Source organism: uncultured Paracoccus sp., from assembly GCF_947496875.1.
Taxonomy (GTDB): domain Bacteria; phylum Pseudomonadota; class Alphaproteobacteria; order Rhodobacterales; family Rhodobacteraceae; genus Paracoccus.
Genome location: NZ_CANMEH010000004.1, coordinates 1 through 21,397, shown reverse-complemented (window position 1 = coordinate 21,397; position 21,397 = coordinate 1). Strand labels below are relative to the sequence as shown.

Genomic DNA, 21,397 nt, shown 5'->3' with positions numbered 1-21,397 from the left:
AGACGATGGAATTCGGATTTACCGACGAACAGACGATGCTGGGCGAAAGCCTCGCCGGCACGCTGGAACGCAGCAGTGACCCCGACGCGCTGATGGAACTGGGCGCCGGGGCGGCGCTGTTGTCCGAGGATCATGGCGGGTTCGGCGGCACCGGGCCCGACATCCTGATGGTGTTCCGCACCGTGGGACGCGCGGCCGCGGTGACCCCGCTGCTGGACAGCGTCCTGCTGGGCGCGGGGATCCTGGCGGCGGCGGGCGAGACCGATCTGGCCGAACAGGCCGCGAGCGGCGGGATCCGCATCGCGGTGGCGCTGGATGAACCCGGCCAGCGCTTTGACGGGACCGTGGCGACCCGGGCCGAGGGTGACCGGCTTACCGGGGAAAAGTCGCTGGTAGTGGGCGCCGACAGCGCCACGCATCTGATCGTGCGCGCAACCGACGGTCTGTACCTGGTCGACGCGACGGCCGAGGGGCTGACCAGGCGCAGCTATCCGCTGATGGACGGGGGGCGCGCATCGGAAGTGTCCCTGACGGACGTGCCGGGGCGCCGGATCGGCGACGCCGACCTGCTGGATCGGCCCATCGCCGCGGCGATCCTTGCCGTCTGCGCCGATGCCCTGGGGGTGATGGAACGGGCGGTCGAACTGACCACCGAGTACCTGAAGACCCGCAAGCAGTTCGGCCGCCCCATCGGGTCGTTCCAGGCGCTGCAGCACCGGATGGCCGATCTGGTGACCGAGGTCGAACAGGCCCGCTCGGCTGTCTGGAACCTTGCCGGGGCGCTGGACACCCCCGACCGCGACCGACATGTCGCGGCGACCAAGTCGCTGGTCGGACGGGTCGCCTGCTACGTGGCCGAGGAAACCATCCAGCTGCATGGCGGGATCGGCATGACCGAGGAATACGAGCTCGCGCCGCTGGCCCGCCGGCTGCTGGCCGCTGACACCCGGTTCGGCGATTGCGACCACCATCTGGGCCGCTTTGTCGAGATGAGTGCGGCATGACCGGCGGCGGGCTGATCCACGACGAAACCGGCACCCAGCGGCTGATCGGGTATGTGCTGGATGTCGGGCAGCCCGACCGCCGCGCCCGGTGCCGGCTGATCGTGGATGACCGCCATACCAACCGCCACGGCGTCCTGCACGGCGGGCTTGCCGCCGTCCTGCTGGACAACGCCTCTGGCGCGACCGCCAGCCTGACGGTCGACGACAGCGGCCGCGCCCCTTTCCTGACCGTGTCGCTGAACACCGATTTCCTGGCCGCCGGCCGCAAGGGCGGGATCACCGCGACCGGCCGGATCGTCGGCGGGGGACGCAGCCTGCTGTTCGTGTCGGGGGAACTCGTGCACGACGATGGTACGCTGATCGCCACGTCGACCGGGGTGTTCAAGCGCGTGCCCGGGCTGAACGTTCCCCCGACGGGGGACGCCTGATGCAACGGGCTGCCCTCACGACCCACACGATCGGCGGCCCGCGTCAATCTGCTGAAACCATCCGACCCGACCTGCCCGCCACCGGCATGGATCGGGGCTGAAGGAAAGATCCACATGATCGACACCACCACGATGACCCGCATCGATCAGGCCCTGGATGTGCAGCGGACCACGCGTCCGCAGGCGATCGCCTTGCGGGACCATGACGGCAAGCAGATCAGCTACGACCAGCTTGGCCAGGTCGTCGATGACCTGGCCGCCGACCTGTCGGCGCGGGGGCTCGGCAAGGGCGACCGGCTGCTGATCCTGGCCGAGAACTGTGCGGCGCTGGTCGGGTTGATCCTGGCCACCACCCGCGTGGGTGCCGTCGCCGTCCCGATCAACGCGCGCATGACCGAGCACGAGCTGGAGCGGATCGCCGAGCATGCCGATCCCCGCCTGACCGTCTATCTGTCCCACGTCTCGTCCCCCGGCGGCGAGCATGCGGCCCATGCCGGGGCCGCTGTCTGGGACACGCCGCTGGGGACGCTGCATGTCGGCGCGACGCGGGCGCAGGCCGTCCCCGAACCGTCGCCATCCGATGCCGGAGCGGTGGCGGTGATCCTTTACACGACCGGGACGACCGGCACCCCCAAGGGGGTGATGCTGTCGCACGGCAATCTGCTGTTCGGGGGCAGCACGTCGGCGCGGATGCGCCACATGACTGCCCATGACGTGATCCTGGGCGTGCTGCCGATGACGCATGTGTTCGGCCTGACCTCGATGATGGTGGCCAGCCTGCTGGCCGGGGCGCAGCTGTGGCTGTTCTCCCGGTTCGCCGCCCCCGCGGTTCTGGACGCGCTGCGCGGCGAGGTCACGGTCATGCCGGCGGTGCCGCAGATCCATGCGCTGATCATGGCCGAGGCCCGGACGCGGGGCATGGACAGGCTGGGCAATCCCCACTTGCGCTATGTCTCGTCAGGGGCCGCGCCGCTGGACCCGGACTGGAAACGGCGAGCCGAAGCGTTCTATGGCATCGCGCTGCAGAACGGCTATGGCATGACGGAAACGACAGCGGGGGTGACCCTGACCACGAACCCGCCGGGCGTGCCGGACGTCAGCGTCGGTCCGCCCCTGCCGGGGGTCGACCTGCGCCTGCGCGACCCGGGCAGCGATGGCGTGGGCGAGGTGCAGACCCGTGGCCCCCATGTCATGCAGGGCTATTTCCGCAACCCCGAGGCGACGGCGGCCGCGTTCGACGGCGATGGCTACCTGTGCACGGGCGATCTGGGTCGCATCGACCAGGACGGCAACCTGCACATCGTGGGCCGGTCGCGGGAGCTGATCATCCGCGGCGGGTTCAACGTGTATCCGCCCGAGGTCGAGGCGGCGCTCAACGACCATCCCCTGGTGCTACAGACTGCGGTGATCGGCCGGACCATCGAGGCCGGCAACGAGGAGGTGCTGGCCTTCTGCCAGGTCGCCGACCCGAATTCGGTCACCGAGGAGGTGCTGCAAGCCCACGCGGCAGAGCGGCTGTCCGCCTACAAGCGGCCGACCCGCATCATCGTCACCACCTCTCTGCCGGCGGCACCCACCGGCAAGATCCTGAAGAACCGGCTGGTCGAGACGTTCCGGGACGACCTGCAGCAGCCGGCTGCCGCTCCGACGTCGAGCTGACCGCCTGGGCGAGTCGCGCCTCGGCTCACTGACCGGGAGTTCGGGGCCTAGACGGGCAGGATCCGCCGCTGCTCGGCCCGGATCTCGGCGATGCTGTCGGCATCCAGCAGATGTTCGCGGGCCAGATCCGCATCACTGGCGTCGACCAGTTGCTGCAGGTTCTCGACCCCCAAGCGTATCAGGCCTTCGCGTGCGCGCGCGCTCAGCACCAGGTGCTTGACGGCGACCCGATGATAGGCGCCTGCCTGCACGAATTGCTGCATGGCCTGCGCCATGGCATCGGACCGGATGCGGCCGCCATCGGCGCGCACCGGTGCCGTTTGGTCATCGGTCTGTGGCGGCGAGGCGGCGGGGTCCTGCGGTCCGGTCATCACATTCCCCTGGGTTGCTGTGCGGTCGGCAAGTCGGCTTGGAGAGAATCAGCCGCGGGTACCCTGCCGTAACGCGGGCGCCGCCATCCGGGTTGCGTTGAACCGGCCACCCACCGCGGCGGCCCGACGAGGCACGAGAACCGAAGGAAAGCCGGGGCAACGATTTGGACAAGAAGATCAGGGCCATGTGCGGGAGTCCGGATCAAGAAAGTGTCGCCAGAAGGCCAGGCGCACCGCGTCACCCGCACCCTTGTCCACAGGTCAGATTGACTCACTCGGCTCGCGGGAACAAAAAGGGAACATAACCTGATCCTCTTTCTGTGCTGCCGGAGCCTGCGTTCACATGTCTGCCCCGATTACTGCCGCTGCCGCCCTGCGGGCGCGGATCGCCCGGATCGAGGGCGATGGCCGGCCCATGCAGGCGGTGCTGCCGTTCGGGATTGCCGCGCTGGACCGGCGGCTGCCCCAGGGCGGGTTGGCGCTGGGTTGCCTGCATGAGGTGGCGGGTGGCGGCAACGGCGCGGTCGACGGGGCTGCCGCGGCCTGCTTCGCGGCCGGGATAGCCGCCCGCACCCAGGGCAAGGTGCTCTGGTGCGTCGTCCGCCAGGATCTGTTCGCGCCGGGGCTGGAGCAGGCGGGGCTGGCGCCCGACCGGGTGATCCATGTCGAGGCGGGCGACGAGCGGGCGGTGCTCGCCTGCATCGAGGAAGGGCTGCGCCATGGCGGGCTCGGCGCGGTGGTGGGCGAGGTGCCGAAGCTTTCGATGACCGCCTCGCGGCGGCTGCACCTCGCCGCCCGGGGCAGCGGGACACTGGGCCTCGCCCTGCGACGCTGGCGTCGACAGACGGAGGCTGTGGATTTCGGCCAGCCGACCGCCGCCATGACGCGCTGGCGGGTTTCGGTCCTGCCCTCGGCCCCGCTGCCGGTGCCGGGAATCGGGCGGGCGCGCTGGCTGGTCGAACTGATCCGCGCCCGTGCGGGAGAGAGCCTGGATATCGAACTGGAGGCATGTGATGGGACGGGTCGTCTCGGTGTTCCTGCCGATGTGGCCGACGGACCGGCTGCGGCGGACGGCTGGCGACGCGGCGCTTTCGCCTGAGATGCCGCTGATCCTGGCGGCGCGCGTCGGCAACCGGCGCGAAGTGACGGCGACGGACGCGGCGGCCCAAGCGCTGGGGCTGCGGGTGGGCATGCCGGTGACCCAGGCGCAGGCGTTGGTGCCGGGCCTGCGGGTCGAGCTCGCCGATCCGCAGGCCGATGCCGCAAGCCTCGAACGGCTGGCGCTGTGGGCGCTGCAGCGCATCTCGCCCGTCGTGGCCGTCGATCCGCCGGACGGCATCGTCATCGATTCGACCGGGGCCGATCACCTGCACGGAGGCGAGGCGGCCATGCTGGACGCGCTGCTGGGTCGGCTGCTGATGTCCGGCGTGACCGCGCGCGCAGCCATCGCCGATAGCTGGGGGGCGGCCCATGCGCTGGCGCGGCACGCCGCCACCCCCGTCTTCCTGGCCCCGCCGGGTCAGGCGCGGTCGGCGCTGGCGCCGCTGCCGCTGCAGGCGCTGCGGTTGCCGGATCCGACCCTGCGCAGCCTGGGCGACCTGGGCTTTGCCAGCATCGGCGATCTTCTTGCGCAGCCGCGGGCGCCGCTGACCCGCCGTTTCGGACCGGATCTGTGTCGCCGGCTGGATCAGGCGCTGGGCAGGATTGCCGAACCCATCGAGCCCGTCCGCCCTGACGATCTGGTCGAGGTCCGCCGCGCCTTTGCGGAACCCATAGCCGCCGCCGAAACCATTGCCCGCCATGTCGGGTTGCTGATGGAACGGCTCTGTGCGGCACTGGAGGCGCGGGGGCTGGGGGCGCGCCGTCTTGATCTGCTCTGCTGGCGGGTCGACAACCGGATCGAGACTGTGCGCGTGGGTCTTGCCGTGCCGCGACGCGCCGCGCCGCGGCTGACGCGGCTGCTCTGCGACCGGATCGAGACCATCGACCCCGGCCACGGCATCGAGATCATGACGCTGACCGCCACCCTGGCCGAGCCTCTGGGGGCGCGCCAGACCGGCAGCCTGCTGGAAGAACCAGCCCCCGATCTGTCGGGGTTGATCGACAGGCTGGTGAACCGGGTGGGCTCGCAGGCGGTCTATCGGTTTGCCCCTGTCCCCAGCGACGTGCCGGAACGCTGCGTCCGCCGCGTCCCGCCGCTGGCCGAACCCGGTGGCGCGGGCTGGCCCGGCCACTGGCCGCGCCCCGCGCGCCTGCTGCCCCGGCCCGAGCCGATCGAGACCATGGCGCTGCTGCCCGACCATCCGCCGAACTGGTTTTCCTGGCGGGGGATCCGCCGCCGCGTCCGGCGCGCCGACGGGCCGGAACGGGTCTTTGGCGAATGGTGGAAGCGTGATGCCGAACTGGTCGCCGTGCGCGACTACTTCCGCGTCGAGGATGACGCAGGCGAACGCTACTGGATCTTTCGCGCCGGCGATGGAGAGGACGCGGCGACCGGCTCGCACCGGTGGTTCCTGCATGGGGTGTTCGGATGAGCGCGCCGGGCTATGCCGAACTGCAGGTGACGAGCCATTTCAGCTTTCTGCGGGGTGCATCCTCGGCCGAGGAGCTGTTCGCCACCGCCGCCGGCATGGGGATCGAGGCGCTGGCGATCACCGACCGCAACAGCCTCGCCGGGATCGTGCGCGCGCATGAGGCGGCGCGGGCCGCCGGTATCCGGCTGATCGTCGGCTGCCGGCTGGATCTGGCCTGCGGCATGTCGGTGCTGGTCTATCCCGGCGACCGCGCAGCCTATGCGCGGCTCTGCCGCCTGCTGACGCTTGGCAAGGGGCGGGCGGGCAAGGGCCGGTGTCATCTGGAATGGACGGACCTGGCCTGCCATGCCGAAGGTCTGATCGCGGTGCTGGTCCCGGACCTCGCGGACGAGACCTGCGCCCTGCGGTTGCGCCGCCTGCGCGATGTCTTCGGGGACCGGGCTTACCTGGCGCTCACCCTGCGGCGGCGACCAAACGACCAGCTGCGGCTGCACGACCTGTCGCACCTCGCCGCCTGCCGGGGGGTGCCGACGGTGGTGACCAACGACGTGCTCTACCATGACCCCGGTCGCCGCATCCTTCAGGATGTCGTCACCGCCATCCGCCACAATGTCACCGTCGAGGCTCTCGGCCTGCGGCGCGAGCGTCATGCCGATCGCCACCTGAAGCCGCCTGCCGAGATGCAGCGGCTGTTTGCCCGCTATCCCGAGGCGATCGCCCGCACGCTGGAGCTCGGCCGGCGCTGCCGCTTCTCGCTGGACGAACTGGCCTATCAGTACCCCGAGGAATGCAGCGACCCCACCCTGACCGCACAGCAGACGCTGGAACGGCTGACCTGGGAAGGCGCGGCCGAACGTTACCCCGAGAACATTCCGGACGACGTCACGGCCACGCTGAACCACGAACTGCGGCTGATCGGCAGGCTCGACTATGCGCCGTATTTCCTGACCGTCCACAGCATCGTCCGCTTTGCCCGGACGCGCGGCATCCTGTGCCAGGGGCGCGGCTCGGCAGCCAATTCGGCGGTCTGCTTCGTCCTCGGCATCACCTCGATCGATCCCGCCCGCAACGACCTGCTGTTCGAGCGTTTCGTCAGCGAGGAACGCCACGAGCCGCCCGACATCGACGTGGATTTCGAGCATGAGCGGCGCGAGGAGGTGATCCAGTGGATCTATGAGCATTATGGCCGCGACCGCGCGGCGCTTTGCGCCACCGTGATCCGCTATCGGTCCAAGGGGGCGCTGCGGGACGTGGGCAAGGCGCTGGGGCTGCCCGAGGATCTGATCCGGGCGCTTTCGTCCCAGCTCTGGGCCTGGTCCGAGGAGGGGGTGACGGATGGGCAGATCCGCGAACTGAACCTCAACCCCCAGGATCGCCGGCTGCGCCTGACGATGGAGCTTGCCGCCCAGCTGCGCGGCGCCCCCCGGCATCTGTCCCAGCATCCCGGCGGCTTCGTGCTGACCCATGACCGGCTAGACGATCTGGTCCCGATCGAGCCGGCAACGATGAAGGATCGCCAGATCATCGAATGGGACAAGGACGACATCGATGCGCTGCGCTTCATGAAGGTCGATGTGCTGGCCCTGGGGATGCTGACCTGCATGGCCAAGGGGCTGGACCTGCTGGCCCGGCACAAGGGCGTCACCTATGATCTGGCGACCATCCCGGCCGAGGATCCGCGCACCTATGCCATGATCCGCCGCGCCGATACGCTCGGCACATTCCAGATCGAGTCCCGGGCGCAGATGGCGATGCTGCCGCGGCTGAAGCCCCGGACCTATTACGATCTGGTGGTGCAGGTCGCCATCGTGCGGCCCGGGCCGATCCAGGGCGACATGGTCCACCCCTATCTGCGCCGCCGGGCGGGGCTGGAACCGGTGGAATATCCGACGCCCGAACTGGAGACGGTCCTGGGCAAGACCCTGGGCGTGCCGCTGTTCCAGGAACAGGCGATGCGCGTGGCCATCGAATGCGCGGGATTCACGCCGGGCGAGGCCGACCTGCTCAGGAAGTCGATGGCGACCTTCAAGTTCACCGGCGGCGTGTCGGCCTTCAAGGACAAGCTGATCGCCGGCATGGTTGCGCGCGGCTACGACCCCGGGTTTGCCGAGCGCACCTTCCGCCAGCTCGAAGGCTTCGGCAGCTACGGCTTTCCCGAAAGCCATGCGGCCTCGTTCGCGCTGATCGCCTATGCCTCGGCCTGGCTCAAGTGCTGGCACCCGGACGTGTTCTGCGCGGCGCTTCTGAACAGCCAGCCGATGGGCTTCTACGCCGCCGCCCAGATCGTCCGCGATGCCCGCGACCACGGCGTCGAGGTCCGCCCGGTCTGCCTCAACGCGAGCCGCTGGGATTGCACGCTGGAACCCGCGGACGACCAGGGGCGGCTGGCTGTCCGGCTGGGGCTGCGCCTGGTGAAGGGACTGGCCAACGTTCATGCGGCGACCATCGTCGCGGCGCGCGCCGACCGGCCCTTTGCGTCGGTCGCGGATCTCTGGCAGCGGGTCCGCGTTCCCTTGGCCGCGCTGACCTGCATTGCCGAGGCGGACGGCTTTCGCCCCGGCCTCGGGCTTTCCCGGCGCGAGACGCTGTGGGCGCTGAAGGGGCTGGGCGACGAGGAGTTGCCGTTGTTCGCGGCCGCAGCGGCGCGCGCAGGCGGGACGGTGCCCGAGGCGGACGAACCCGCTGTCACCTTGCGCCCCATGGCGGCAGGGCGCGAGGTGGTCGAGGATTACGGCCATACCGGGCTGTCGCTGCGCCGCCACCCGGTGTCGTTCCTGCGCGAGGATCTGCGCCGCCGCCGCATCGTCAGCTGCGCCGAGGCGATGGCCGCTCGCGATCGGTTCTGGCTGGAAACGGCGGGGATCGTGCTGGTCCGCCAGCGCCCCGGTTCGGCCAAGGGGGTCATGTTCATCACGCTGGAGGACGAGACCGGCATCGCCAATCTGGTGGTCTGGCCGAAGGTGTTCGAGGCGCATCGCCGCATCGTCCTGTCCGCCGGCATGATCGCGGTAAAGGGCCGCATCCAGCGCGAGGGCGAGGTGGTCCATCTGGTGGTCCATCGCTTGGCGGATCTCTCGGGCGACCTTGCCGGCGTCGGTGGCCGCGAGGCCAGCTTTCCGTTGACCCACGGCCGCGGCGACGAGATATCCCACGGCACGCCCACCCCCGATCCGCGCAGCCAGCCCCCCAAAGGGCCGCGTCCGCGCGACATGTACATCCCCGACCTCCACCTAGACACGATCCGGGTCAGGACGCGGGATTTCAGGTGAGGAGGTCGGCGCCTGCGTTTTCACGTTCATGCCGGATAGGCGGGCCGCGATTGCAATGTGGGGCCACGCGCGTCGAGACACGACTGAGCCCTGCAGTGCCCGGCGTTGGAGGTCACGCGCAATCAGACGATGCAGAGAAGCCCCCATCGAACGACCGTCCGATGCTTTATAAGCAGGTCGGCTCGCGTTCCGGTCCGGCCAACCGCTGATCAGCGCATCGGACCCTACGAACTGGTCGGAGCGAGAGGATCAAAACCCAGTCAGATCCAGCACATTGATTGCATACAACTACTTGACCGTGAAAGGGGTTCAAGCAAACCACTGTTCCGGAATACTGGTCCGGTCGGGTGTGCCGGAGCTCATTGGACAGGACAGCTCATGGCGCGCATCTCGTACTGACCAAGCGCGGTTCGGTCTACTACGCGAGGATCGACGTGCCCACGGATCTTGTTCAGGTCGTCGGGACCCAGCCGATGAAGAAATCCTTGGGAACAAAGAGCGAGACCGAGGCAAAGCGCCTTCTATGGCCGGTCATCCAGGAGTGGCAGCGCGAGTTCGATGACCTGCGCAGTCGTCGCACACTTGTTGCGACCTACCGGGAGCACGCGGTGTGGGATCACTACACATCTGTGCTGGAGCGCGATGAGGCTGACCGGGCACGCCTGCCCGGCGAGGCAGAGATCGAGGCTCTGAGAGTCGACCTTGTCGATCAGGTCGAGCGGGGCAAGATCACCGGTATCGACCCCTTGTCGCTACTGGATGCCACGCTGGAGCTCCAGGTGGCGCAGAATGCGGGGCAGATCTCAGCCGAGACACGGAGGATCAAGCTTGCTGAATTGAAGAAGCACCTGGCCAAAGGTGAAACGGCTCTCATCGCTCATGAAGTTGACGAGTATCTGCGCGTGAACCGGCTGTTCGTTGAGCGATCTACTGCCGATTGGATCAGCCTTGCGCGACACATCATGCGTGCGGAAATTCAAGCGCTGGAGCGATCTCTGGAGCGAGACCAAGGTGCCTTCACCGGCCAGCCTCGCGATCCTCTGGTCAAAGGACGCCGTCAAGCAGTTCATGGACGACCGAGGCTTTGGGAACCGGTGGGGCGAGCTCATGAAGCTGCTTGGCAGGAAGCCTTTGAACGCATCGGTCGGCAGGGCCATGTCGAAGGACACGGCGCTTAAGCCTGACCTCGTCGCAGATTTGGAGCGCTTGATTCGAGCGCACGGTTACATTTCGTAGATCAAGCTACGGAAAGCCCTGCATGCGCTGCCTGTGAGCCCACCAGACGGCCTTTCTGCAACGGAGAACGACCCGTCTACGCTGGCCCGCACGCTGTCCTTCAGGCGGTGTATCGCGACGTATGGAGACGCTGAAGCACCCCCGCCCGCCACTAGTGTTCCACCCGGAGGAGCGCTGGCGAGGAACTCGTCGGATCAGAGTGCTCGTTGCCTGGCAATCCTCCAGGGCTTCGTTCCTCTGTGCCTCTTTCGCTTCATCGGCAGGCGCGGATTTGGGGACCGGCTCGTCAGACGGTCTCTAGCACGCGCACGCCTCTGTCCCAACTCGGACCCATTCAGGGCCGGGACATGCACTGTAAGGGGCGAAGCTAATCGGTGGCGGTTCCCCTCATGCGCCCTACCGTGCAATTCGCTGAGGGTGGAGCCGACGACTGAGACGACAGCTTCGCACAACATCGACACTGATCGAAATTTCGTTTGGAGGCGGCCGTGGTGTTCCGACCCGGATGATAGTCACAGAGACATTTTCGATGATGTCGTGCTGGGTGCATTGTAACCATCGAGCCTGGAAAAACGTGCTCGCTTGTAGTGGTTACGTCGGATGGCAGTGGAGGCCGCCGGAAAACGCCTGCATTTGCTGAAAACCGACATTCTAGCGAGCCATGTCGGGGTGGTAGCAAATGATCGCGCGAGAGTGACTGCACGCTAAGGATAGAGGTTTTCGCGTCGGTCATTCCCAGACCCTACCGCCGCCTTGCGCTAGACGTGTGTCACGGGGCATAGTCCGGACCAAGCCAAGCCCGTGGCTAAGTCTACACCGCAACGCTTCTTCGGGGCGACACGTCTACGGGAAACTGGCATCTACGTTGGAGTGGTGAGGGGAGCTGGGGCACCGCCCCACGCAGACCACGACGGTCCCTGCCTGAGAACGTCACACCGGCACGTTGTCGATCAACCGCACTGGGCCTAACCACGCCGCTGCAAGCAGGCGGGCCGGCTCGCCGATATGCTGCAGTGGCTCCAGCGTCGTGTGGTGGCGGAGCTCGAGATACTCGACACGGTCGAAGCCTGCATCCGTGATCTGCTTGCGGGCGGCGAACAGGATATCTTCGATCTCCTCCCCTGCCTGCAGGCGCTTGGCGGCGTGGGTGAGGGCGGCGAACAGCGCGGGCGCGATGCTGCGGTCACCGGGGCTGAGGCGCTCGTTCCGGGACGACATGGCGAGCCCGTCGGGTTCACGCACCGTCGGGCAACCCGTGATCTCGATAGGAATGTTGAGATCCTGCACCAGACGGCGGACGATCTGCAGCTGCTGCCAGTCCTTCTCGCCAAAGAAGGCCCGCTCGGCCCTGGACATCAGGAACAGCTTCGTGACGATCGTTGCCATCCCGTCGAAGTGACCGGGCCGGAAATCTCCGCACATGCCGCTTGTCAGCCCGGCCACGCTGACGGTCGTGGCGAAACCGGCCGGATAGATCTCTTCTGGCGGGGGCGCGAACAGCAGATCGACGCCGCACGGTTCGAGCATGGCGCTGTCGCGTTCTTCGCTGCGGGGATACTTGCCCAGATCCTCGGGCCTGTCGAACTGGCGGGGGTTCACGAAAAGCGTCACGATCACCCGGTCGCAGAGGGCCCGGGCTCGACCTACGAGACTCAGGTGCCCAGCATGAAGCGCGCCCATGGTGGGCACCAGGGCGACAGTCTGCCCGCTCCTCTGCCAGTCGGAAACGATGCGAAGATCGGCAACGGTCCGGGCGATCTTCATCGGGCTGCCCGGACAGGAAAGACATGGTCCGGCCAAGGACAGCGCCGCGCGCGGACGGCGGCGGCGTATCTGGCAACTGCACGTGCCGCAGCCTCTTCCATCTCGGGACAGCGACGCACGAATATAGCGCGGAAAAGGCCATGCAGCACCATGGCGACGACCAGCAGGACGTCACATTCTGCATCCGAAATCCGAGCGATGGGCGTGGTGCAGGCCGGCAGGCAGACGAGCGGCGTGTCGCCCTTCCGGGCCGCGACGTCAGGCGGCGTCAACTGCTGGATCGGTGCTCTAGCGCTCATGCGTTCATTTCCCCCGACGTTTCTCTCAAGTCAGATTAGCCGCACTGCAGCTCCACAAGAAGCACAAGCCAGAAAGGATCGTCGCCAAGTTCCGACAGGGGCGTCCCGGTCCGCGGAATGGCTGGAATGTGCCTGGCACAGCACGCATGGAACCTGATCCGGATTATGGCGGCGAAGGGGAACGGGCTACAACCTAATGCGGCACTCCTTTTCTTCATGCGTGTCTGGACCGTCCGTTCGTGCCGCCAATCGTTGCGGCGTTCGCAACAATCAATGCAACCTTCTGCCTATTCTGCCAGCACAGCTGCTCCCCGAGATCCGGGACTGAGGCAATGTCGATCGATCTCTATCATCATGTCGCCAGTCCCGGCGCGGGCAACACGCCGCTGGTCTTCGCCTTCCACGGCACCGACGGGGACGAGCACCAGTTCGACGGCATGATCGGGCAGATCCTGCCCAAGGCCGGCATCGTCGCCCCGCGCGGCGATGTCGTCGAACACGGCGCCAACCGCTTCTTCCGCCGCCGGGCCGAGGGTCTTTACGACATGGAGGACCTCGGGGCGGGACGGAGCGGATGACCGCGCTCCTGCGCGCCGCCGCCCGGTTTATGCCCTCGGCTAATTCAACGGCGCCAACATCGTTGCCTCGTATGCGGGCCGGTCTGAGGAGGACCATTCGGCAGTGGCTTCGGAGGCGCTGAGTGACTCGTAGAGAGCCCTAGCGGGGTTGCCGAGGGTGTACCTAGCCGAACGTATGAAGAGCCCGTCAGCGCCTAGCTCAGCGGCTCTCAAGAGGTGTTCCCGGCAGGGGGACGCTCTCAGCCAAACATTTGGTAGAATGGATTGCGCTTCAGCAGGTCCATCTCGTCTTCCTCCGGCATCACGTCCGTTGCGACACGTGTGGCGACGATCTCAGGTCGAAGCGTTATGGTGTCGCCTTTGCGACTGACTGCTTTTGCAACACGCAGCGCCTCATACGCGCGCCGAACGTCTACGGCGTGTTCAGACAGCTCCTCAGCCGCCATGTTGAATGATCCCTCCCGTAGCAGCCGATCCGCGATGAGCCACTTGAAGCTCTGCGGATCTTCATTGGTGAACGGGTTTCTGCCGCTCGCCAGTGCATCACGAATATTCTGCCGTGCAATGTCATTTCGATCCTTGCGTTCGGCCCGGCGCTGTTCGGCTGTGACTTTGACGGAGCGCCGATAGGGCCGGACAGGATCGCTCTTGGTCGCCGCGTAAATCTGCCGCTTCTCTGCAAGCTCGCGCTGATATTCCGGGTTTCTCGCCCGTTTAGCTTTCTCCTTTGCCTTTCGCTCAGGGTCGTTTTGGCGGTTGCGCTTGGGGATGCCGAGGATTTTCTTCTGAAGGTCTGTCAGACTTTCATACCAGCCGGTATAAACATCCTCCCAGTCGGCAGCGCTGTAGTCATCTCTGTTCGGCTTTGATTTGTAAAGTTCGGCAGCATAAGCACCCGGGCTCTTATTCGTCAGGCCACCGGGGTATTTATTCCGGAACCACCGGTTTACGTCCGCATCGGACTGGCCCGAATGCGGCTGTAGGGCTGCGATTTTTGAGTGAGCGGCGACAGCGGCAACGGGGTGTTCCGACACGATTCCTCAAGTCCTTCAAAGTTGACCAGCCGTAGCTAGGTAGACCGGCTCAGCTTTCAAGGAAAAATCTCATTCTATGGTGACGTTTATAGGCCAACTCTGCCACACGCCGCGTCAGTTGCTCTGACCCCCGATAGCTCCTCCATCTGATCCTGGAGTCCGGCGAAAGAAGAGGACCGGATCATGAAGCGATCGAAGTTCACCGGCGAGGAATCCTGCGCGCGAGCAGGAGGCCGGACCGACGACGGCGGAGTTGTGCCGCCGGCATGGGATCAGCACCGCGGCGTTTGACGCCTAAGGATCTGCTGTCGCAGAAATGGTGACGCCCGCCGCGAGGCGCGAAGCCGTCGCGATCCTCGTGGAGTGCCACGAGAGGCCGAGCGGCTGGCGTGTGCCGTAATCGGCGCGGCTCCGACATTGATCCGCTACCGTCGCCGACGCGCCGACGATGACGATCTGCGTGAGCGCCTGCCTGCGCTGGCATCCGAACGCTGCCGGTTTCGCTGTCGGCGGCTGCACGTTGTGCTCAGGCGGGAGGGCTATGTCGTGAACCGCAGAAAGACCCAGCGGCTATACCGGGAAGAGGGCCCGTCGGAGTGCCAGCAAAGGGGGGGGAGACGAGGCGACGGGGACGCGGGCGCCGCTGCTGGCGGTGGCTGTGCCGAACGCGCGCTGGTCGGTCGACTTTCGTCCAGCACCAGTTCGCCCAAGACCGCCGGTTTGGATCTTCAACGTGACCGACGACCTCACGAACGAATGCCTCGCCGCCGTGGTCGACACCCCGATCTGGGGTCGCCGCGTGGCGCGGGAGCGTCGCCCGGCGCGGCCAGGCGAGCCTAAATGGGCGACAATTGCAGGTCTTGAGGTTCTTCTTACGAGCCCGGAAGGGCCAGCCGGGACGAGTAAGAGGGTGCAAGTGAACCATGTGAGACAATTTTCTCCAATATTGTAAATACTGATTACTTAAACAGTATAGTAGAATACCGGAGAAAATTGTCTCACATTCCCTTGCCACAGACCTGTCCCGGGTGATGCTGCGTCAGCAGTCTGGTTCCGTTACATGAAATCCGAGTGACTGATACTTCCGTTCGTTCCGCGTCCCCGTTGTCCCGCTGCTGCAACTCTCAGAACCAGGAACCACGGTTGAGTGGTGACGTGCCAGATCGTTGCTGCCGCTACGGCGTGCTTGATCGTCGGGATCCTGACGGGTAGCCTTCCGATCTCGGACGCCTGTGTCGTAGAGCACACCGTCATGATTGTCCCGAGGAACGATCCTGTCGGCTACTGTCCCTCGCCGGTCGCCGACGGTGACATCCCACCCCGGGCTGGCCATCGGCGTGCACCTAGCCGCCAGCGGTCGTCCATCGTCCGCGCCACGGCCCGCCGGACGACACCCGACACCAACGCGAACATGCCCTGCAGCAGGCTGGCCTCGTCCTGCAGGAGGGCGAGCGACAGGCGGCGCGGATCGGCTGGGGGCACCGCCAGTGCCGCACCCACGTCGACGCCGTCACGGCTCATCGCTGCGCCGGCGCGCCGCGCCTGCCCGATCATCGCCGCGTTGTCTTCCTGAATCTGCAGGTCGATCTCTGGAGCGCCCATCAGGCTGGCCCGCGACGTGGCGCGGGCGAGTAACTCACTGCCCAGCCCGTCGTGGTGATGGGCAGGATCGACCGACAGCGCCACCTGAGCATGGCCAAGCGGGAGCGGGTCGACGAACAGCTCAAACGCCCCGATCAATCGGCCGTCCAGAAAGCAGCCTTCGACATGACAGGTCTCTATCGCGCGGGCGGCATGCGCGCCCAGCGCGTCGTCGCCCAGACACCCGCAGAAGCGCCAGCGGCGCCCTTGTGGGGTCAGCGCCTTGAGATGGGCAGCATATCTGTCGGCTTCCCAAGGGAAGAGACGGCGGAAATGGGCACGGGTCCAACCCGGCATGATGCACCCTCGTCGTCACCAACCTCCCTGTCTTCAGGTAAGCCGACATTGTGACCGGGCAATGACTGCCGCGACGTCAGCGACGGCACGGTTCCGTGAGCTGCTCAGCAACTGTGCAGGGTGACCGGCGGGTGCATCCTTGGCTTCGGCGTGAGGCACCCAGCGATCTCTGGGCGAATATAAACGGAGATATACGCAGCCTGACCCTCCCGACCGGGAGCGGCCGATCACGAAACAGCCTCAAGGGCGGGGCAGGGCTGGAACGGTTGTTTGTCTTGGGTCGGCCAAGACGTCGCCGGCGGTTCACTCCCAGCAGGCTACGGCGTCGGCATTCTGGGTAGCGCCGGGGCACAAAGGCGGGAGTGGGCGGACAAGGGAAGCGTCCGCCCAGCGGCCTGCTAGGCCATGCCGATCTTGCCGCCGCCCTGCCGGGTTATGGCGAGAACGGAGGGGCGGGTCGGCATGTCGGGCCGGAAGTCGGGCCAGCGGGTCGAGAGGTCCTCGTAGTAGGAGACGCGGCCAAAGCCATCCCAGTCCTCGCCGCCATCGGCGGGATGCTGGACGGCGACAAACATCGTCTCAAGGTCCGGGGTCGGGAGCGGTCCGCACATCTCCGCGCCCACGGGCACCCGAAAGAACAGCCTGGAGGTGGGCCGCGCCCCATCCGCGGTGTCCAGAGCCCACAGCCCGTCAGTCCGGCCCGTCCCGGACGGCGAGTTGCCGTCGGTCGAGACCCAGAGGCGCCCCTCCGCATCCACCGCGCAGTTGTCGGGCATCCCGAACCAGCCGTTCTCGCTGGTCTCGGTCGAGAAGGTGGCGCCCACTTCGGCAATGGCGGGATCTCCGCACTGCAGCAGCACCTCCCAGGTGCCGGTGGTCGCGGCGAAGTCGCCGTCTGCCTCCGCGATCTCGATGATGTGGCCGAAGGCGTTTTCGACGCGGGGATTGGCGGCATCCGCCTCGTCGCGGCGCGTGTTGTTGGTCAGCATGACATAGACCCTACCGTTCGCGCCGTTCGGCTCGATGTCCTCGGGCCGGTCCATCTTGGTCGCGCCGAGCAGGTCGGCGGCCCGCCGCATCTCGATCAGCACGTCTGCCTGGCTCTCGAAGCCGTTTTCGGCCGTCAGCGGGCCTTGGCCGTGGACCAGCGGCAGCCATTCCATCGTGCCGTCCTCGGCAAAGCGCGCGACGTAGAGCGTGCCCTCGTCCATCAGGTTCATGTTCGCGGCACGATCGTCGGGGTCGTAGGTGCCGGCCGTCACGAACTTGTAGACATAGTCGAACCGCTCGTCGTCGCCGAGATAGAAGACCACGCGCCCATCGCGCGCGACGATGTTCTGCGCGCCCTCGTGCTTCATGCGACCGAGCGCCGTCCGCTTCCTGGGAACCGAGTTCGGGTCCATCGGATCGACCTCGACCACCCAGCCGAAGCGGTTCGGTTCGTTCGGCTCCTTCGAGAGGTCGAAGCGATCATAGAACTGCGCCCACGCGTAAGCCGCGTCGGGAACGCCATAGCGAGCGTGGTTGATTGCCTCGCGATGGTCGGCGGGCAACTCGCCCGAGAAGTAGCCGTGGAAATTCTCCTCGGCCATGATGTAGGTGCCCCAGGGTGTGACCCCGCCGGCGCAGTTGTTGATGGTTCCCAGCACATGCCGGCCGGTCGGGTCGGCACTGGTCTGCAGGCGAGGGTCGCCCGCTGCCGGTCCGGCGATCTCCATCTCGGTGTCGGCCATGATGCGGCGGTTCAGCGCGCCGTCGCGCACCACCTGCCACTTGCCGGCGCTGCCCCGGCGAATCTCGACGATGGTGCCACCGTGCGCCGCCATCTCGACATCCACACGGTTCCGGTCGGCCGGCGCGATCTGCAGCTCCTGCACGGTCTGCCCGGGATTGTCCTCGTCGGGCACCTCGACCACGGTCACGATGCCCGGGAACATCAGATGCTCGTTCGTGTATTCATGGTTGACGACCAGCAGCCCGTGCGACGACGAGCCGTCGAGCGGGATGTAGCCGACATAGTCGTTGTTGTAACCGAACTGCCGACGCTGCTTGTCAGCAGTCTGGGCGGCCGGATCGAAGGCCGGCGAGTCGGGAAAGATCGGATCGCCCCAGCGCAGCAGGACATCGGCGTCGTAGCCGTCGGCCACATGGTGGGTCTCGTCCACGCCCGCCTCGACCTCCTTGAAGCTGAAGCGCGAGGCGCCCCCGGCATGGGCCTCGTTCGCGGTCAGGATCGCCAGGGGGCTGACGGTTGCGGCGATGGCGGATACGGCCAGCGAGCCGCGCAGGAAACCCCGCCGCGAGAAGCGCGCCGCGATGATCTCGCCCATGGTGGCGTTTTCGGTCGGGTTGAGGCCGGGGCCGTCGGCCGCTTCGAGCTGACTGGTGGTGAAACTGGGTCTCGTGACGCGTTCGGTCATCGCAGAAGCCTTCCTGTCGCGGCGGTCGCTCGGTTCGGGAGGCCAGTTGACCGAAGCTTCACGACCGCGCCGTGACAGGAACATGTCGCCAGCGTGACGATCTGCGGAGCGGCGACACGGGTGCCTTGCCGTGCCTGAGCGCCTGCGCTCCGTTCAACGGCCGACGCCGGCACCGCCTGTTCGCCGTGTCGCTGTCGTGTCTTGAGGATGTTTCGGACTACCCGGTCGACTGCACCCTCTTCCTGGCCAGAGTTTGATGGTTTCGGTGGTGATTTCGGACGTGGATCCAGCACCGCGGTGATCGAGCCGCAGCGTTGCTGTGGTGCGTTGCACTCATCAATGCAGTGATCGTTGCGAACGCCCGATAGGCCGGAACGCTCAAATACCCCGGCCTCACCGAGCGATGGTCGCCGGGTGGAGGAAAGTGCCGTCCCGGCGTCTTGGGCGCGGAACGCACCCCCATCAACCTGCGTGGAACTCCCCAGGACTTCGCATCACGACGCCGCCGCGATCTGTCGATCCACCGCAGCACACGGATGCCCCGTATCGTGTCTCATCTCCAGGCCGTCCGGGGGTAACTGTAAATCAAGCCATTCCTCGTCGGAGGAGTCCGATGCGGGCCCGGGGCGTCTGCTTTGGCATTGACTCGGTTCGCGGCGGGATTGTCTGCTCCACGGGGACCGCCCGTCGGCGCACTCGGAGGAGAGGACATGCGACACCAGCTCATGTGGGCCGCTTCGGCAGCCGCACTCATGGCGATCTCCACCATCGCACCGGCGCTCGCACAGGACGCCCCGCAGGAGGCGGCAGACATCGTGCTGACCGGCGGCAACATCCTGACCGTGGACGAGAGCTTCTCGACCGCCAGTGCCGTCGCCATCGAAGATGGCAGGTTTGTCGCGGTGGGTTCTGATGACGAGGTTGCAGCCTTCGTGGGGCCAGACACACAGACCGTGGACCTTGCCGGCAAGACGGTCATCCCCGGTCTGATAGACAACCATCTCCACCAGCTCCGCGCCGCGCTGAACGCGCCCCTGGTGTCATTCCTTGAGGCGCGGTCGATCGCCGATGTGCAGGAAGCACTGGCCGCGCGGGTCGCGAAAACCCCGCCGGGGGAATGGATCCAGGCCTCCAGCGCCTGGCACGAAAGCACGCTGTCCGAAGGGCGGCTGCCCACCCGGCACGAACTGGACGAGGTCTCGCCCGACAACCCGGTCTTCGTGCCCCGCGGCGGCCACGTCGTGACCGCGAACAGTGCAGCCCTCGAAGCGGCCGGGATCACCAAGGACACGCCGGACCCCGAAGGCGGGATCATCGTCCGCGACGAGAGCGGTGAGCCAACCGGCGTGCTTCTGGAAACCGCGGCGGACATGCTGGACGAGGTGCTGCCGCCGGCATCTGCGCCCGAGGCCAGGCCAGGCTCCTGGTCGACTTCATGAAGCAGCTGAACGCCTACGGCGTGGTCGGCGTCGTCGAGCCGGGCCTGAGCGCGAAGCAGATCGAGCTCTACGATGAGCTGCGTCAGTCCGGTGACCTGACCGTCCGCACCAGCCTCCTCTACCGGATCGCGGGCGCCGAGGACGCCAGGGCCTTCGTCGAGACCTATGACCGCGACTTCAGCGACGACATGCTGTCGATCGACGGCGTCAAATACCTGCTCGATGGCGGCGTGGAAGGCGCCTATCTGAACGAGCCCTACCAGCTCGTCGAGGGCGAGCAGACCGACCCGGAGTTCCGCGGCGTGCTGCTGCTGCCAAAAGGGGGTCAGGACGAGCTGGTCGAGGCGTTCAACGTCATCGCCGAGGATGGCTGGCAGGTGCAGACACATGCCGTAGGCGACGCCACCATCGACGCGGCCCTCGATGCCTATGACGCCGTGAACGCGACGACGCCGATCGGCGACCTTCGCTGGGCGCTGATGCACGTCTTCCTGCCCTCGTCCGAGGCCATGGAGCGCATGAAGGAGATGCAGGTGCTCGCCACCGTGCAGGATCACGCGCTGCTGCTCGGCCACAACCAGCTGCGCTACTGGGGCGACGAGCGGGCGGCCTACGCCATTCCGATCCGGTCGCTGCTCGATGCCGGGGTCGAGACCAGCGGCGGCACCGATGCGCCGGTCCTGCCGGCGAGCCCGTTCCTGTCGATGGCGTGGATGACCACGCGGGAGTTGATGAATGGTTCGACCCTTGGACCCGACCAGGCCATCAGCCGCGAGGAGGCGCTGCGTCTGTGGACGATCGAGAGCGCCTACCTGATCGGCGCCGAAGACGAACGCGGATCGATCGAGGTCGGCAAGCTGGCCGACCTCACGGTGCTGAGCGGCGACCTGATGACGGTGTCCGACGAGGAGCTGAAGTCGATGGAAGCCTCGGCCACGCTGCTGGGCGGAGAGGTCGTGCACGGGGCTCTGGACGAGTAGAGCCAACTCTCGTGGGACGGATGGATGGCGCACCTGTCGAAGCGGTAGGCATCGCTTTGCAGGCGGAAGTTTCGGACGACGATGACAAGGTGATGTGTGCGGGACGAGAGGCATGCGCGTGGGGCTTCAGCCTCGAGCGCTCGCCGCGGCCGCAACATCGGCTCTGAAGAATCGAAGGCTCGATCCGGTGGGCTGACCGCCGCGACTGCTTCCTTATCGGCAGCAATCATCTTCCCCGTGGCCAGATAATCATCCAGGCTGACACTGGCCATCTTCTCACCATCAGCGACGCACCCGCGCGCTCGCCCTGAGGAGAACCGACATGACCTTTGCTTCCATCGACTCGCGGCCATCCCTCGTTGCGGATGGGTAGTGTCCGAGCACGTGGTGTAATTTCAGCGCCGTCGACGGTGTGATCCCGGGTGGTCACCGAGGTGTATGGTC

General features: G+C 66.7%; 16 protein-coding genes. 10 read left to right on the top strand and 6 right to left on the bottom strand.

The window, feature by feature from the left end; genetic code table 11:
• Nucleotides 1-5: 5 nt before the first annotated feature.
• The 3 genes from Q0938_RS06535 to Q0938_RS06525 all read left to right on the top strand — a co-directional run bounded on the left by Q0938_RS06535 (nucleotide 6) and on the right by Q0938_RS06525 (nucleotide 3,091).
• Nucleotides 6-1,004, top strand: coding sequence for an acyl-CoA dehydrogenase (locus tag Q0938_RS06535; RefSeq protein WP_299360387.1), 999 nt, complete (start codon nucleotides 6-8; stop codon nucleotides 1,002-1,004).
• Complete coding sequence (locus Q0938_RS06530; protein WP_299360386.1) at nucleotides 1,001-1,432, top strand: PaaI family thioesterase; 432 nt, start codon at nucleotides 1,001-1,003, stop codon at nucleotides 1,430-1,432. The genes Q0938_RS06535 and Q0938_RS06530 overlap by 4 nt, the downstream gene beginning before the upstream one ends.
• Before the next feature lie 114 nt (nucleotides 1,433-1,546).
• On the top strand, nucleotides 1,547-3,091 hold the full coding sequence (locus Q0938_RS06525) for a class I adenylate-forming enzyme family protein (RefSeq protein ID WP_299360385.1): 1,545 nt from the start codon (nucleotides 1,547-1,549) through the stop codon (nucleotides 3,089-3,091).
• 47 nt (nucleotides 3,092-3,138) lie between these two features.
• Here the strand turns inward: Q0938_RS06525 and Q0938_RS06520 are convergent, their stop codons facing one another.
• Nucleotides 3,139-3,462, bottom strand: coding sequence for a DNA-directed RNA polymerase subunit alpha C-terminal domain-containing protein (locus Q0938_RS06520; protein ID WP_299360383.1), 324 nt, complete (start codon nucleotides 3,460-3,462; stop codon nucleotides 3,139-3,141).
• Between the two features lie 343 nt (nucleotides 3,463-3,805).
• Here Q0938_RS06520 and Q0938_RS06515 point away from each other — a divergent pair, with 343 nt between their 5' ends.
• The 4 genes from Q0938_RS06515 to Q0938_RS06500 all read left to right on the top strand — a co-directional run bounded on the left by Q0938_RS06515 (nucleotide 3,806) and on the right by Q0938_RS06500 (nucleotide 10,443).
• Nucleotides 3,806-4,561, top strand: coding sequence for a damage-inducible protein (locus tag Q0938_RS06515; RefSeq protein WP_299360382.1), 756 nt, complete (start codon nucleotides 3,806-3,808; stop codon nucleotides 4,559-4,561).
• Complete coding sequence (locus tag Q0938_RS06510) at nucleotides 4,476-5,996, top strand: DNA polymerase Y family protein (protein WP_299360381.1); 1,521 nt, start codon at nucleotides 4,476-4,478, stop codon at nucleotides 5,994-5,996. Before Q0938_RS06515 ends, Q0938_RS06510 begins: the two co-directional genes overlap by 86 nt.
• Nucleotides 5,993-9,265 (top strand): error-prone DNA polymerase, encoded by a 3,273-nt coding sequence (locus Q0938_RS06505; protein WP_299360380.1) that lies wholly within the window; start codon nucleotides 5,993-5,995, stop codon nucleotides 9,263-9,265. The genes Q0938_RS06510 and Q0938_RS06505 overlap by 4 nt, the downstream gene beginning before the upstream one ends.
• Before the next feature lie 347 nt (nucleotides 9,266-9,612).
• Nucleotides 9,613-10,443: a DUF6538 domain-containing protein gene (locus tag Q0938_RS06500; RefSeq protein WP_366942735.1), complete on the top strand. Its 831-nt coding sequence runs from the start codon at nucleotides 9,613-9,615 to the stop codon at nucleotides 10,441-10,443.
• 988 nt (nucleotides 10,444-11,431) lie between these two features.
• On the opposite strand, the gene panC is transcribed toward Q0938_RS06500, so the two are convergent.
• On the bottom strand, nucleotides 11,432-12,265 hold the full coding sequence (gene panC, locus Q0938_RS06495) for a pantoate--beta-alanine ligase (protein WP_299360377.1): 834 nt from the start codon (nucleotides 12,263-12,265) through the stop codon (nucleotides 11,432-11,434).
• Nucleotides 12,262-12,564: a hypothetical protein gene (locus tag Q0938_RS19370; protein ID WP_366942734.1), complete on the bottom strand. Its 303-nt coding sequence runs from the start codon at nucleotides 12,562-12,564 to the stop codon at nucleotides 12,262-12,264. The genes panC and Q0938_RS19370 overlap by 4 nt, the downstream gene beginning before the upstream one ends.
• Before the next feature lie 332 nt (nucleotides 12,565-12,896).
• On the opposite strand from Q0938_RS19370, the gene Q0938_RS06485 reads away from it, so the two are divergent.
• On the top strand, nucleotides 12,897-13,142 hold the full coding sequence (locus tag Q0938_RS06485) for a hypothetical protein (RefSeq protein WP_299360376.1): 246 nt from the start codon (nucleotides 12,897-12,899) through the stop codon (nucleotides 13,140-13,142).
• A 239-nt stretch (nucleotides 13,143-13,381) separates the two neighbouring features.
• Here Q0938_RS06485 and Q0938_RS06480 read toward each other — a convergent pair whose 3' ends face one another.
• From Q0938_RS06480 to Q0938_RS06470, 3 genes are all read right to left on the bottom strand, one after another.
• On the bottom strand, nucleotides 13,382-14,176 hold the full coding sequence (locus Q0938_RS06480) for a hypothetical protein (RefSeq protein WP_299360375.1): 795 nt from the start codon (nucleotides 14,174-14,176) through the stop codon (nucleotides 13,382-13,384).
• Nucleotides 14,177-15,457: 1,281 nt separating this feature from the next.
• A complete protein-coding gene (locus tag Q0938_RS06475) occupies nucleotides 15,458-16,114 on the bottom strand; it encodes a GNAT family N-acetyltransferase (RefSeq protein WP_299360374.1) in 657 nt (218 codons plus the stop codon).
• A gap of 398 nt (nucleotides 16,115-16,512) precedes the next feature.
• Entirely contained in the window at nucleotides 16,513-18,534 is a 2,022-nt protein-coding gene (locus tag Q0938_RS06470; RefSeq protein ID WP_299360373.1) for a PhoX family phosphatase, read from the bottom strand.
• 710 nt (nucleotides 18,535-19,244) lie between these two features.
• Here Q0938_RS06470 and Q0938_RS06465 point away from each other — a divergent pair.
• Both Q0938_RS06465 and Q0938_RS06460 read left to right on the top strand, forming a co-directional pair.
• Nucleotides 19,245-19,973 (top strand): amidohydrolase family protein, encoded by a 729-nt coding sequence (locus Q0938_RS06465; RefSeq protein WP_299360372.1) that lies wholly within the window; start codon nucleotides 19,245-19,247, stop codon nucleotides 19,971-19,973.
• Complete coding sequence (locus tag Q0938_RS06460; protein ID WP_299360371.1) at nucleotides 19,970-20,953, top strand: amidohydrolase family protein; 984 nt, start codon at nucleotides 19,970-19,972, stop codon at nucleotides 20,951-20,953. The genes Q0938_RS06465 and Q0938_RS06460 overlap by 4 nt, the downstream gene beginning before the upstream one ends.
• Nucleotides 20,954-21,397 lie beyond the last annotated feature (444 nt).